Source organism: Confluentibacter flavum, from assembly GCF_002843175.1.
GTDB lineage: Bacteria > Bacteroidota > Bacteroidia > Flavobacteriales > Flavobacteriaceae > Confluentibacter > Confluentibacter flavum.
This window is the reverse complement of sequence record NZ_PJEO01000041.1, coordinates 1-14,635: the sequence shown is the minus strand read 5'-3', so window position 1 is coordinate 14,635 and position 14,635 is coordinate 1. Positions and strand designations below refer to the sequence as shown.

The 14,635-nt window shown below is 37.3% G+C and carries 9 protein-coding genes, 2 tRNA genes and 2 rRNA genes; 2 read left to right on the top strand and 11 right to left on the bottom strand.

The genetic code is table 11. From position 1 onward, the window contains the following. Nucleotides 1-6 precede the first annotated feature (6 nt). On the top strand, nucleotides 7-1,287 hold the full coding sequence (locus CSW08_RS11300) for a UDP-N-acetylmuramoyl-tripeptide--D-alanyl-D-alanine ligase (protein ID WP_106659994.1): 1,281 nt from the start codon (nucleotides 7-9) through the stop codon (nucleotides 1,285-1,287). A 32-nt stretch (nucleotides 1,288-1,319) separates the two neighbouring features. Here the strand turns inward: CSW08_RS11300 and CSW08_RS11295 are convergent, their stop codons facing one another. From CSW08_RS11295 to CSW08_RS11255, 9 genes are all read right to left on the bottom strand, one after another. Continuing rightward, a complete protein-coding gene (locus CSW08_RS11295) occupies nucleotides 1,320-3,818 on the bottom strand; it encodes a glycoside hydrolase family 9 protein (protein ID WP_203226882.1) in 2,499 nt (832 codons plus the stop codon). 139 nt (nucleotides 3,819-3,957) lie between these two features. Then, a tRNA-Val gene (locus CSW08_RS11290) sits at nucleotides 3,958-4,032 on the bottom strand. Nucleotides 4,033-4,115: 83 nt separating this feature from the next. Beyond that, nucleotides 4,116-4,190 (bottom strand) — tRNA-Val (locus CSW08_RS11285). A gap of 62 nt (nucleotides 4,191-4,252) precedes the next feature. Continuing rightward, the gene (locus CSW08_RS11280; RefSeq protein ID WP_106659992.1) at nucleotides 4,253-5,470 is read right to left on the bottom strand and encodes a bifunctional folylpolyglutamate synthase/dihydrofolate synthase; all 1,218 of its coding nucleotides are present in this window, start codon (nucleotides 5,468-5,470) and stop codon (nucleotides 4,253-4,255) included. Between the two features lies 1 nt (nucleotide 5,471). Then, complete coding sequence (locus tag CSW08_RS11275) at nucleotides 5,472-6,317, bottom strand: energy transducer TonB (RefSeq protein ID WP_106659991.1); 846 nt, start codon at nucleotides 6,315-6,317, stop codon at nucleotides 5,472-5,474. Nucleotides 6,318-6,412: 95 nt separating this feature from the next. Beyond that, entirely contained in the window at nucleotides 6,413-6,808 is a 396-nt protein-coding gene (locus CSW08_RS11270) for an ExbD/TolR family protein (protein ID WP_106659990.1), read from the bottom strand. 1 nt (nucleotide 6,809) lies between these two features. Beyond that, a complete protein-coding gene (locus CSW08_RS11265; RefSeq protein WP_106659989.1) occupies nucleotides 6,810-7,511 on the bottom strand; it encodes a MotA/TolQ/ExbB proton channel family protein in 702 nt (233 codons plus the stop codon). 50 nt (nucleotides 7,512-7,561) lie between these two features. Continuing rightward, nucleotides 7,562-8,959 (bottom strand): sodium:proton antiporter NhaD, encoded by a 1,398-nt coding sequence (nhaD, locus tag CSW08_RS11260; protein ID WP_106659988.1) that lies wholly within the window; start codon nucleotides 8,957-8,959, stop codon nucleotides 7,562-7,564. A gap of 140 nt (nucleotides 8,960-9,099) precedes the next feature. Next, entirely contained in the window at nucleotides 9,100-10,164 is a 1,065-nt protein-coding gene (locus CSW08_RS11255; protein WP_106659987.1) for an anhydro-N-acetylmuramic acid kinase, read from the bottom strand. A 92-nt stretch (nucleotides 10,165-10,256) separates the two neighbouring features. On the opposite strand from CSW08_RS11255, the gene CSW08_RS11250 reads away from it, so the two are divergent. Then, complete coding sequence (locus CSW08_RS11250) at nucleotides 10,257-11,399, top strand: acyl-CoA dehydrogenase (RefSeq protein ID WP_106659986.1); 1,143 nt, start codon at nucleotides 10,257-10,259, stop codon at nucleotides 11,397-11,399. Nucleotides 11,400-11,479: 80 nt separating this feature from the next. Here CSW08_RS11250 and rrf read toward each other — a convergent pair. Both rrf and CSW08_RS11240 read right to left on the bottom strand, forming a co-directional pair. After that, a 5S ribosomal RNA gene (gene rrf, locus CSW08_RS11245) occupies nucleotides 11,480-11,587 on the bottom strand. Nucleotides 11,588-11,781: 194 nt separating this feature from the next. Beyond that, nucleotides 11,782-14,604: ribosomal RNA gene (locus tag CSW08_RS11240) — 23S ribosomal RNA — on the bottom strand. Between the last annotated feature and the right edge of the window lie 31 nt (nucleotides 14,605-14,635).

Here is a 14,635-nt window from a genome sequence, read left to right as displayed (position 1 = left end):
TTACTCTTGAAAATTCAACAACTGCACACTTTATTCTTAGAATGTCATTCAGCAAGCACAGATACTAGGAAAATCAAAGGAAATGATATGTTTTTCGCTCTTAAAGGCGATAATTTCAATGGAAACACCTATGCTGCACAAGCTATAAATCTTGGCGCAAAATATGTTATTATTGACGAACCCGCGTATTATAAAAATTCTCAGACCATTCTAGTGGATAATGTACTTGAAACACTCCAAGAATTAGCATCATTTCATCGAACTTTTTTAAATATCCCAATTATTGCATTAACGGGCAGTAATGGAAAAACAACTACTAAGGAGTTAATTAATGCAACCTTATCAAAAAAATATAAAACCACAGCTACGGTCGGCAATTTAAACAATCATATAGGCGTTCCATTAACATTGCTTTTTATGGATAAAAACACAGAGATTGGTATTGTAGAAATGGGGGCCAATCACTTAAAAGAAATAGCGTTTTTATGCCAAATGGCAAAACCAGATTATGGCTATATCACAAACTTTGGAAAAGCGCATTTAGAGGGGTTTGGTGGTGTTGAAGGTGTCATTAAAGGAAAAAGTGAAATGTATGATTATTTAATGGAACATAATAAAACCATATTTGTTAATACAAACGACCCCATTCAATTAGAAAAAACAAAAAAAACTACCACTTTTACTTTTGGAAATAAAGACCAAACGCCTGATGTTTGTGTCAATTTTAATGAAGCTCAACCTTTTGTAATTTGCTCTTATAATGATCTTTCTATTAAAAGTCAACTTATTGGAGATTATAATTTTAGCAATATAGCGGCGGCAATTGCCATAGCAAACTATTTTAAAGTAGATGATAAATCTATAAAACAAGCTATTGAAAACTATATCCCTGCTAATAATAGATCTCAGATTATTCAAAAAAACTCAAATAAAATAATTTTAGATGCTTATAATGCTAATCCGACTAGTATGGCGGCCGCTTTACATAATTTTGAAAAACAAACAGAAAATAAAGTAGCTATTATAGGTGATATGTTTGAATTAGGCATTGAAGCCAAACAAGAACACCAATATATTGTGGATTTGGCAAACTCATTAAAAATAAATAAACTCATTTTTATTGGAGAAAACTTTTTTCAAACTAAAATGGATTCTGATAAAATAAGTAAGTACAAATCTTTTTCAGACTTTAAAGAGGCATTTAAGCCTTCATCTATAGAAAATTACACGCTTTTAATTAAAGGCTCTAGAGGCATGGCCTTAGAGCGTGTTTTAGATTTAATATAAAAACAAGTTTGCTTCGTTTCTTTTAAATCTAACTATTTATTCAATAGCTGGTCTGCTGCTAGAATCAAAAAAATATAATCTGTTGTACCTTCACCTAAAACATATTCTGTTTGCTGCCACAAAAAAGGCCATTCTAATAATTCAGGAAAATCTGGTCGTATTAAAGCTGTACCAGAACCAATACCTCCAGGAATAAATGAAAATTCCCCTCTATTTACGCCATATGCCTGCGTTAATGATCTTGACCCAACACCCGACGCAAATGACGATGTATTAACACCTGGGTGCACGCCAAGAACAAAATTCATGGCATTAAGCATATAGGTGTTAGGGAATATTTCCGGGAAACTAGTATGCCAATAATATTGTTGCACTCCAAAATTTTGAATACCCCAACCAGCTCCCCAAATATTAGGTTCGTAAGGCATTCCATAGGGTGTTTTCTTCCCTAATTCTTTTACTTTCTCAAAATAATATTTAGCCGCTGCTGTGATTTTAATTTTAAAATTTTCATTTTTAATTAACTGAATGATTGGTCCTACAACCCAACCAGTTTGCTCAATTTTCTCTGCAATGGCATCTGTATTCTCTACCAAAAATTCTGCATATTTCTCATCATTGGTTGTTTTCAATAGTTCTACAGCCAAATTTGTTTTAATTATTGGGTTACTTGTTTTAGTTATATCCCAAATTTCTTTGGCTATTTCAAGGCAGTCTTTTGCCAAAGCATCATTATATCCTTTTAATACTCTTGATGCTGCAGCTAATCCCGCTGCTGCATTTAGTTCCCTGTTAGGGTTTTGCTCTGTAAAAACCCATCTATCATCACCAATTCCGGGTTTACCCATTTCAATTCCAACTGTATCCACTGCCGATGTTTTCATTTCATGTGAATAAATCTCATTATCACTATGGTTTACAGGATCCCCTAATAATGTATATTGTCTTTTATGCGGTACGATAATGCCTCTGTAAAAACGTCCCATTGATTTATAGCCTCCAACAATCGATAATGCGCCATGCTCAATTTGTTGCAGCATATCAGGTTTTCCGTCAGGCTGTGATATTTCGACCGTCTTGGTTGCTTGATCGATAGTTGTGTTATCGTAATCTACATTAAAGAGTTCATATATTTGAGATAATCCTTGTACTGTTGATGCTTGAGATTCAACACGCAAGTCATAATCACCTGCATCATGCCATCCTCCAACATTAATATTGGGCACATGCTCTCCAGATTTATATTTTGTTAGTGTTTCAGGACCTTGCAAATACCCATCAAAATGGTTGGTGTTTATGGGTGCCATTCGAGCATCATCTAAATGACAACGGCCATGCCACACTTTATATCTATCATTAACGCGCATGTGACACATTTGTACGGGCAAAAAATACTCTAGTGTTGGTTGCCAAACGTCTCTTTTAAAAACATTATCGCTTATTTGAAAAGGATTTGTTTTATAATTTCCATACTCAACGATATATAAGCCTGGTTCAGTAATTTTAGAAAAATCGAATTGATAATACTTATAACGTAAAAAGGCACCCCATTCTTTGGGTGTTTCAGAAATCACTTCATTAAATCCGCCTTCTGTACTAACTCTCAACAGTTTTATATTTTTAATATCAACATCATTTTTATCTGTTTCTATAATAGCAACTTTGGGTTGATTGGTATGATAACCTACTTGCGACACTTGAACCACTGGGCTATAGGTATAGTTCTCCTCTACTTTAGGGGTTACCAACCATTCAATAGCATTTTTAGTAGCACCAGCAGGAACTAGAGAGCGCACAACAAACCACCCGTTAGAATGTTTTGCACGGCCATCTATTAATTGTAAATTGCCATTTTTCAAGTTCTTGATAGTAAGAGTTTGCGAAGTCGTTTCTGGAGCAATTACTAGAACCTTCCCTTCTGCCATTGGGGTTAATTGAAATTCGTTATCACTGTCTTTATACCCTGGACCATTTGCCTGACGGTTGAAAATCCCAAATTCATTATCCATATAATAAGATTTCCCAAATAATATACCTGGAAAAAGTTCGATATTCATCCCTACTTTACCAACCCATTCCTGTGGAATAGGTTTATCTAAATCCACCACAATTTTAAAAGATTTTCCTTGCGGAATCACTTTAAGCGTATAGGACATATTTAAATCTGGATAGAAAATGGGATTAAAACCAACACCATTTATTGATGCATCTGGATATTCCATATGCACACTAATTTCCTGTTTACCAAGATCTACTTTGCGTTCACCAACTTTAGGAACAGGCTGCCATTGTCCGGGAGTAGGTTCTAGTCTTAAGTCTCCATTTGTTGCAACCCTTAAACCATTTTGAATAATACCCACACCACCTTGATGGCTTTCTGGATAAAAATCGTGAGCTAACATGACATTGGCACCCCTCATTTCTAAATATTCTTGATTATTAATTTTAAATATTTGAGTTGAATCTACTTTTTTCTGGGCATACATATTACAAATACACACTATTGAAAAAATGGTGAAAAACTGTTTCATCTATATAAATTTAACGGTTAAGAATAAGTCACAAGTTAGCTATTTCTAATCATTTTAAAATTATGAATATTAAATTAAATCTTTCTAGATTTTGAAATGCTGACGATGGAAAGAATATTATATATTTTATAAAAAAATGTGGGTCATACTGGATTCGAACCAGTGACTTCCACGTTGTCGACGTGACACTCTGAACCAACTGAGTTAATGACCCATTTTATATAAATATATTAATTTTTATAACTAAACTATTATAAAAATAAAAAATCCTAAAGCTTTCACTTTAGGATTTCTTTGTGGGCGACAAGGGATTCGAACCCCTGACCCTTTGGGTGTAAACCAAATGCTCTGAACCAGCTGAGCTAGTCGCCCTTTAATTAGGTGTGCAAATATAAGCTAGATTTTTAATCTGCAAAAACTTTTTCAATAAAAAATCAAACTATTTCTGCAACTACAAATGTGCTTCCGCCAATAAAAATACAATCATTAGCGGTCGCTTTATTTTTTGATGCGATATATGCTTCTTTTACAGAACCATAAGCTTCTCCATTAAATCCAGAATCAATAAATATTTGCTTTAATTGATTAGCATCTAAACCTCTTGGGATATCTGGTTTACAAAAATAATAGATCGCTTTTTTTGGTAATAACGGTAAAATAGATGTGACATCTTTATCATTGACTACTCCAAAAACAATATGGAGTGTCTTATAGGGTTCGTTCAAAAGTTGTTTCATAACATAACTGAGGCCTTCTTTGTTATGTGCCGTATCACAAATTATTTTAGGATTTTGTTGTAAAATTTGCCAACGTCCCATTAAACCTGTATTACCTACTACGTTTAATAAACCTTCTTTAATATGGTTTTGAGATATTTTATAACCTACTTCCTGAAGTTTCTTTATCGTTTGAAGAACTGTTTTAATATTTTTTTCTTGATATATACCTTTTAAATCACTTTCATGAACAGCTTTAATTTCTTTATCTGCAAAAGTGATTTCAGAATTATTTTTGGATGCTAAGTTTACAAAAACAGGTTGTGTTTCCGTTTGTGTTTCACCAATAACTACGGGGATGTTTGGTTTTATAATACCTCCTTTTTCAAAAGCTATTTCTTCTAGTGTATTTCCTAAAAATTGCATGTGATCAAACCCTATGTTAGTAATAACAGAAATTTCTGGGGTTATGATATTTGTGGAATCCAATCGCCCACCGAGACCAACTTCAATAATAGCAATATCAACCTTTTCGTTTGAAAAATATTCGAATGCCATACCTACCGTCATTTCAAAAAATGATAAATCATTGGTTTCAAAAAACGATTTATTTCGTTTAATAAAACCCATAACAAACTGTTTGCTTACAACGGTTCCATTAATCTTTATTCGTTCTCTAAAGTCTTTTAAATGCGGCGAGGTGTATAATCCAACTTTAAAGCCTGCTTCTTGAAGAATGGAAGCTAACATATGGCTTGTAGAACCTTTACCATTAGTGCCTGCCACATGAACAGACTTAAAATGCTTTTCAGGAAAATGTAAATGCTCTGATAGTTTTAAAGTATTTGATAAATCTTTTTTGAAAGCAGATTTACCCTGTCTTTGATACATTGGCAGTTGTGAAAACATCCAATTTAGTGTATCACTATAAATCATTCTAGTTACTTTCAAAATTGACACTCACGTATCCAATTTGCCTAATAGGTGCTTTAGGCTCTTCAGGCCATTTGTGAGATAACGCAATCTTTCTAGCAGGTTCTAACAAACATGCAGCCGTATTAGTGGTACCTTTTATTCCTGGTTTTGCACTTATCACCTTACCGCTTCTATCAACCTCAATTTCTACAACTACCATCCCGTATTCGTTGCAATCTTGTTTGAAAATTGTTCTTTCTGGTCTTCCTCTGCCATTTAATCCATAACCAACACCACCACTTCCAGAACCTCCAGAACCAAAATAACTTGGTGCATAAGGATTTCCATCTAATTGGCCTTTATCACCAGCTTTATTGTCATTACCTTCTCCTCCAGTGGCAGTGCCTTCAGATTTACTAACACCTCCAATTAAAGCATCTAATTTCCGTTTCTTATCGTCTTGCTCTTGCTTTTCTTTAGCAATTCTATCCGCTTCTGCTTTAGCTTTGGCGTCCGCAATGGCTTTGGCGTTTGCTTCTGCTTGTTTTTGCTTTTTTATGGCAATAGCTTCTTCGTTGTCCTGGGTTAACACTTCTTCTTTTGATTCTGAAGCTTTTGTTGGCTCTGCCTTTGAAACATCCGGTTGATAAGGTTCGTTTATTTCTTGTGGTTCAGATTTTATTGGTTTTAAAGGTTGGACATCTCCTTTACCAAAATCAGTTGTTCCGAAATTTACAGCAACTCCATATTCTATAGGTGGATCCATGTAAGGAGCCCCCACAACAAACAATAACAAAATTAATATCACTGTAATTAACGTGGTTAATTTAGCAGAATCCCTTTCATGTTTTGTTTCTAAAAATTTCATCTGTTAATGCTTATTGTTTTTTATTTGTGAGATGCCGTTAGCATGATAATTATTACCAAACAGCTGTCCTAGGAAATTAAAATCTAAAATTAGAATTAATTATTTGGCTTCACCGCCAATATGATCTTGAACTTGTTTCTATTAGCAATGTCCATTACCTTCACAACATTTTCTACTGGTACCGATTTTTCGGCACGTAAAACAACTGTAGGGCTTTCTTCGTTGGAAAGTGCTGCAATCAATTCGGATTCTAAAACACTTTCCCCTACTCTTTTTTCATCAATATAATAGGTTAAATCTTTCTGAATACTTACAGCAATTGACTTCTTATTTTCGGTTTTACCGCTAGCTTTTGGTAATAAAATATCAATAGCACTTGTAGATACCAATGTAGAAGCTATCATAAAAAATATAAGTAACAGAAAAACAATATCTGTCATGGATGACATATTGAATTCTGGCGATACTTTATTTCTTCCTCTAATATTCATACTATGATGGTTCGTTTAAATGATCCAGAAACTCCAATGAGTTTGCTTCCATTTGATACACTACCTTATCTGTTTTTACTACCAAATGATTAAATGCCATAAAAGCAACAATACCGACAATAAGTCCTGCAACAGTAGTTGTCATGGCGGTATATAATCCGCTAGCTAAAACATCCATTTGAATGGTACCTCCAGCATTTGCAAGTTCAAATATGGCTAATATCATTCCAATTACTGTACCAAGAAATCCTATCATAGGTCCAGCGCCAGAAATGGTAGCTAATATACTAACGTTTTTCTCCAATCCGTAAATCTCTAATCTTCCAGCATTTTCTAAAGCAGTATTAATGTCTGCAAGAGGTTTTCCTATTCTAGATATGCCTTTCCCTATCAATCTTGATACTGGTGAATTAACTTGGGCACAAAGTATTTGGGCTGCGTCAATTTTTCCATGGGTTACATGGTCTTTTATTTGATTCATGAAATTAGAATCTACTTTTGAAGCTGCCTTAATGGCAAACAAACGTTCAAAATAAATATAGATTGCCAAAACAAGCATTAAAAATAATACGGCAATTATGAGTTGTCCAGCAAGCCCTCCACTACTAATTAATTCTATTATTGAAAGTGATTTTTCAACAGGTTCCACATCTGTAAGTAACTCTGGGCCTTCTTGGGTAGTTTGTATTAAGGTATTTAGCATATAAAATTATTTCTTGAATTGTATAACGTATGTTTTTTTGTTAAAGTATATTAAAATAAAGTTCTTGTAAACATAAAGGCTACTGCACCTACCAGAAAGCCAATAAGAGCTAACCAAGAAATCTTTTTTAAGTACCAGAAAAAATCAATTTTCTCCATGCCCATAGCTACTACTCCTGCAGCCGACCCAATAATAAGCATACTGCCTCCCGTTCCTGCGGAATAGGCTACAAAATGCCAAAGTTCATTATCCATAGGTTCGTGGAACATTCCTAAACTAGCTGCAACTAGTGGCACATTATCAATAATTGCGGAAGCAACGCCTAATAATAAAACCACCAAATCTGAAACTCCTTCACCTACATGTATCTCTGTACCTAACATGGGCATCGTTCTTTCTAATGTTCCAGCAAAATTGAACAAAATACCAAGAGATTCTAATGCTGCCACAGCCATCAATATTCCTAAAAAGAATAATATACTTGGTAATTCAATTTTTGATAGTGAATGATGAACGGGACCATGGCTAGCATGAGCCTCGCTTTCCTCATCTCCAAATTCAGTCAAACTAAACTTTGTTTTACTATAAAGTTCCGCAAAAGTAGCAACAATACCCAAAGATAACATCATCCCAACATAAGGAGGTAAATGGGTTACCATTTTAAAAATAGGCACAAAAACAATAGCACCAAGACCAATATAAAGCATTCTAGCACTGTATTTAGATTTCTTTGGCTCTATGGCTACTTCATCAATATCTAAGTTTCCTTTGAAAATTGGTAAAAAAGAAGCAATAAACGTGGGCACAGCCATACATAAGAAAGATGGAAGAAGTAAGTATCCTACCAAGTGTCCCGTGCTTACTTTTTTACCTATCCATAACATGGTAGTTGTCACATCTCCAATAGGAGACCAAGCCCCCCCTGCGTTTGCTGCAATAATAATTAACCCAGCATAATACAAACGTACATTTCTGTCCTTAACAATTTTTTGAAGAATGGATATTAAAACAATAGTAGCTGTTAGATTATCAATAATTGCTGATAATACAAATGCCAGAATAGAAAAAATCCATAAAATTTTTGTTTTCTTTTTTGTTTTTACAAAGTCTTTAATTGTAGAAAACCCATCAAAATAATCAATTATCTCAACTATAGTCATAGCACCTAAAAGGAACACTAATATTTCAGCGGTCTTCCCAAGGTGATGTAATAGTGTTTCCTCCATGAGGTGCAATTTTTCGTCTGGAGTAAATAAACCAAATCCTTCCATCAAACTATGATTGGCAGAATCGAACCATTGCGGAAAACTTTCTAATCCTAGAGCTATTAATGCCCAACAAATAGCCATCATGACTAAAGCCGGAATCAACTTATCTATTTTCAAATTATGCTCTAACGTAATGGCTAAATACCCCATTACAAATACCAAAATAATTGCTGTTTCCATAAAGTTAATGTTGTTTATCGGCAGTAACCCGATTCAGATAGGTGTATTTTACCACTGTATAAAATTGATTGGTTTAATATTTTTATTGATTAAACAAATATAAAAAACTATAGTCCTTAAAGATTAATTTTTGGTTATTTTTAATAATGAAAAATGTTACCTGCACTATGATTTTTCATAGCACCAGTAACACTTTTTAAGGTATTTACCTCATTTCTAAGCCTTAACACCCCTAAGAAAGCAAAAATTAATGCTTCTTTAAATTCTATTATATTTTTTGAAGGGATTATAATTCCATTTTCTGTTAAAGATTTTATTCTGTTTATAAGAAATTCATTATAAACACCACCTCCAGATATCAATACCGATGCTTTGTTCGTTCTGTTGATCTCTTTTGAAATTTGAATAGCAATATGCTCTACAAAAGTTCTTAAAACATCCTTTATCTCTAAATTATATGAATTAATTAAAGATAAAACATATTCGTTTACCCATTCTAGTCCTAACGATTTAGGGTATGGCAGTTTATAAAAATCTAAATCATTCAATTTATTTAATAATGAATAGTTTAACATTCCTGTAGAAGCCATGCTTCCTTTATCATCATAATTAAACCCTGTTGCTTTTATATAATAATTCAGAACAATATTTACTGGGCAAATATCATAGGCAATTCGTTCATCTTTTATTTTTGTTGAAATATTTGCAAAGCCTCCTAAATTCAAACAAAAATCATATTCTGAAAAAAGTAGTTCGTCTCCAATAGGTACAAGCGGCGCTCCTTGCCCGCCCAACTCGACGTCTTGAACTCTAAAATCACAAACTACTGTGTTTTTTGTTAAGGCAGCTAAAATGGATTTATTTCCTATTTGGTAAGTGAGTTTATTTTGTGGTTGATGTAAAGCTGTATGTCCATGAGAACAAATAGCATCTAAATCTTTAATATGATTTGTTTCAATAAAATTATTAATAACATTAGCAAGATAATGTGTATAATCATTATCTATGGTTTTCAAATCTTCAATAGAAGCCACAACCAAATTCCTGAGTCTTTCTCTCCAAATGGCATCATATTCAAAAGTCTCCGCTTTTAAAATAATAAAATCCCATTTAGAACGCTTCCTAAACTCCACATAAATTAAATCGATACCATCAAGCGACGTGCCAGACATAACACCAATAACTTTATAGTTTGCTTTTGTCATATGAGGTAAAAATAATAATACTCATTGATAATATCCTTATAAAAAGGTATATTTGAGTTTATTCATGCCAATTTATTAGCTAACTAGAAATTATGGATTTTAACCTTACTGAAGAACATATTATAATACGAGATACTGCTAGAGATTTTGCTCAAAATGAACTACTCCCGGGTGTTATCGAGCGTGATGAAAATCAACATTTCCCAGATACATTAGTAAAAAAAATGGGAGAACTCGGATTTATGGGTATTATGGTTGACCCGAAATATGGAGGAAGTGGTATGGATACCATATCATATGTATTAGTTATGGAAGAATTATCTAAAATTGATGCTTCTGCTTCTGTAATAGTTTCCGTAAACAATTCATTGGTTTGCTATGGTATAGAATCATTTGGTAATGATATGCAAAAACAAAAATATCTAACAAAATTAGCTACTGGTGAGTTTGTTGGAGCCTTTTGCTTGAGTGAACCAGAAGCTGGAAGTGATGCGACATCCCAAAAAACATCAGCAATTGATAAAGGTGATTATTATCTACTTAATGGAACAAAAAATTGGATTACTAATGGAGGTAGGGCCGATGTATATTTAGTGATAGCTCAAACTGATAAAGAAAAAGGATCACACGGTATCAATGCCTTTATTGTTGAAAAAGGCAAGGAAGGCTTTCATATTGGTCCTAAAGAAAATAAATTAGGTATACGCGGAAGTGACACGCATACGTTGCAATTTAATGATGTCAAAATCCCAAAAGAAAACAGAATAGGTGAAGACGGGTTTGGTTTTAGATTTGCTATGAAAACGTTGTCTGGCGGACGTATAGGTATTGCATCACAAGCATTAGGAATTGCCCAAGGTGCTTATGAATTAGCCTTGAAATATGCTAAAGAACGCAAAACTTTTGGAACAGAGATTTCTAATCACCAATCCATTGCTTTCAAATTGGCAGATATGTATACAGACATTTCTGCTGCCCGACATATGGTGATGAAAGCTGCTTGGGATAAAGATCAAGGTAACAACTATGATATATCTAGCGCAACAGCCAAATTATATGCTTCAAAAGTGGCTATGGAACATACGGTTGAAGCCGTTCAAATTCATGGTGGTAATGGTTTTGTGAAAGATTATCACGTAGAACGCTTAATGCGTGATGCCAAAATCACCCAAATCTATGAAGGCACCTCTGAAATCCAAAAAATTGTTATTTCTAGAAGTATTTTAAGAGATTAATCCTATATAATACCTTTTTAGTTTTTCCTTACCCCCCTAAAAACAAAAAAGCCCTTCATATTTCTATGAAGGGCTTCCAAAAAAGGCAACGACCTACTCTCCCACTTTCGCAGTACCATCGGCGCTAACGGGCTTAACTACTCTGTTCGGAATGGTAAGAGGTGAGCCCCGTCGCTATAACCACCTTAGGTCATAGCTGTCCGCTATTGGCTTTTGGCCTTTAGCATCCAGCGTCCATCAAACGATGGACAAATATCTTAACATACTGAAACAAGATCATGAAACACAACAATAATTATTTTAAACCTATAAAAAAACATCCGCCCCCCCGTTGCCCTCTCGGGCAAGTGTCCTCCCCCAATGGGGGAGTTAGAGGGGGCCGTACAATAAGCCTATGGGCTATTAGTACCACTCGGCTACGACATTGCTGCCCTTACACCTATGGCCTATCGACGTGGTCATCTCCCACGGCCCTTTAAAGAAATCTCATCTTGTGGTGGGTTTCGCGCTTATATGCTTTCAGCGCTTATCCCTTCCCAACGTAGCTACTCTGCAATGCTCCTGGCGGAACAACAGATACACCAGAGGTTGGTCCAACTCGGTCCTCTCGTACTAGAGTCAGATCCACTCAAATTTCTAACGCCCACTGTAGATAGAGACCGAACTGTCTCACGACGTTCTGAACCCAGCTCGCGTGCCACTTTAATGGGCGAACAGCCCAACCCTTGGGACCTTCTCCAGCCCCAGGATGTGACGAGCCGACATCGAGGTGCCAAACCCCCCCGTCGATATGAGCTCTTGGGGGAGATCAGCCTGTTATCCCCGGCGTACCTTTTATCCTTTGAGCGATGGCCCTTCCATGCGGAACCACCGGATCACTATGCTCTTGTTTCCAACCTGATCGACTTGTAGGTCTCTCAGTCAAGCACCCTTATGCCATTGCACTCTGCGCACGGTTACCAAGCGTGCTGAGGGTACCTTTAGAAGCCTCCGTTACTCTTTTGGAGGCGACCACCCCAGTCAAACTACCCACCAAGCACTGTCCCCTTTCTCAAGGGTTAGACTCTAGATAAGCAAAGGGTGGTATTTCAACAATGACTAACCTACGCCTGGCGACGCAGGATCGAAGTCTCCCACCTATCCTACACATTACTTATCCAAAACCAATACTAAGCTATAGTAAAGGTGCACGGGGTCTTTTCGTCCCACAGCGGGTAATCGGCATCTTCACCGATACTACAATTTCACCGAGCTCATGGCTGAGACAGTGTCCAGATCGTTGCACCATTCGTGCAGGTCGGAACTTACCCGACAAGGAATTTCGCTACCTTAGGACCGTTATAGTTACGGCCGCCGTTTACTGGGGCTTCATTTAAGACCTTCGGGTTGCCCCTAAGCCCTCCACTTAACCTTCCAGCACCGGGCAGGTGTCAGGCCATATACGTCATCTTTCGATTTAGCATAGCCCTGTGTTTTTGATAAACAGTCGCCTGGACCTTTTCACTGCGGCCCATCCGAGGATGGGCGACCCTTCTCCCGAAGTTACGGGTCTATTTTGCCTAATTCCTTAGCCATGAATCTCTCGAGCTCCTTAGAATTCTCATCCCAACCACCTGTGTCGGTTTGGGGTACGGGCTGCTTCACTTGTTTTTCTTGGAAGTCGCTACTCTGGATTATCACCTTGGCCGAGGCCTCAGTGTACTATCGCCGTGTTGCCACTGGCTTCAACGAACTATTCCGTCAGTTCGCACCAAATTTACGCCTCCGTCACTTTTAGCGTGAGCAGGTACAGGAATATTAACCTGTTGTCCATCCACTACCCCTTTCGGGTTCGCGTTAGGCCCCGACTGACCCTCAGCTGATTAGCATAGCTGAGGAAACCTTGGTTTTTCGGAGTGCGGGTTTCTCGCCCGCATTATCGTTACTTATGCCTACATTTTCTTTTGTAGCTTCTCCAGCATGACTCACATCACACCTTCGACGACACTACAATGCTCCCCTACCCATCTTTCGATGCCATAGCTTCGGTAATATGTTTATGCCCGATTATTATCCATGCCGGACCGCTCGACTAGTGAGCTGTTACGCACTCTTTAAATGAATGGCTGCTTCCAAGCCAACATCCTAGCTGTCTGGGCAGTCCAACCTCGTTATTTCAACTTAACATATATTTTGGGACCTTAGCTGATGGTCTGGGTTCTTTCCCTCTCGGACATGGACCTTAGCACCCATGCCCTCACTGCTGATTAACATTTTATAGCATTCGGAGTTTGTCAGGAATTGGTAGGCGGTGAAGCCCCCGCATCCAATCAGTAGCTCTACCTCTATAAAACTATGGATCAACGCTGCACCTAAATGCATTTCGGGGAGTACGAGCTATTTCCGAGTTTGATTGGCCTTTCACCCCTACCCACAGGTCATCCGAAGACTTTTCAACGTCAACCGGTTCGGTCCTCCACTGTATGTTACTACAGCTTCAACCTGCCCATGGGTAGATCACACGGTTTCGCGTCTACCACTACTGACTAAAGCGCCCTATTCAGACTCGCTTTCGCTACGGATCCGTGACTTAATCACTTAACCTTGCCAGCAACGGTAACTCGTAGGCTCATTATGCAAAAGGCACGCCGTCACCCCAGAAGGGCTCCGACCGCTTGTAAGCGTATGGTTTCAGGTTCTATTTCACTCCCTTATTCAGGGTTCTTTTCACCTTTCCCTCACGGTACTAGTTCACTATCGGTCTCTCAGGAGTATTTAGCCTTACCGGATGGTCCCGGTGGATTCATACAGGATTACTCGTGTCCCGCACTACTCAGGATACCACTATCTACGCACGCCTTGCCTATACCGGGCTATCACCGTCTATGGCCCCTCTTTCCAAAGGGTTCTAGTTCATTGTGTTTCGAATGTCGTGGTCCTACAACCCCGGTACTGCCGTAACAGTACCGGTTTGGGCTAATCCGCGTTCGCTCGCCACTACTAACGGAATCACTTTTGTTTTCTCTTCCTCCGGGTACTTAGATGTTTCAGTTCCCCGGGTTTGCCTCCTTTCGGATAACATATCTTCAATATGCTGGGTTGCCCCATTCGGATGTCCGCGGATCGATTCGTGTGTGCCGATCCCCGCGGCTTTTCGCAGCTTATCACGTCCTTCTTCGCCTCTGAGAGCCTAGGCATTCCCCATACGCCCTTATTTAGCTTATTGTACTTTTTGCTTTTTTAATGAGTTACTGTCC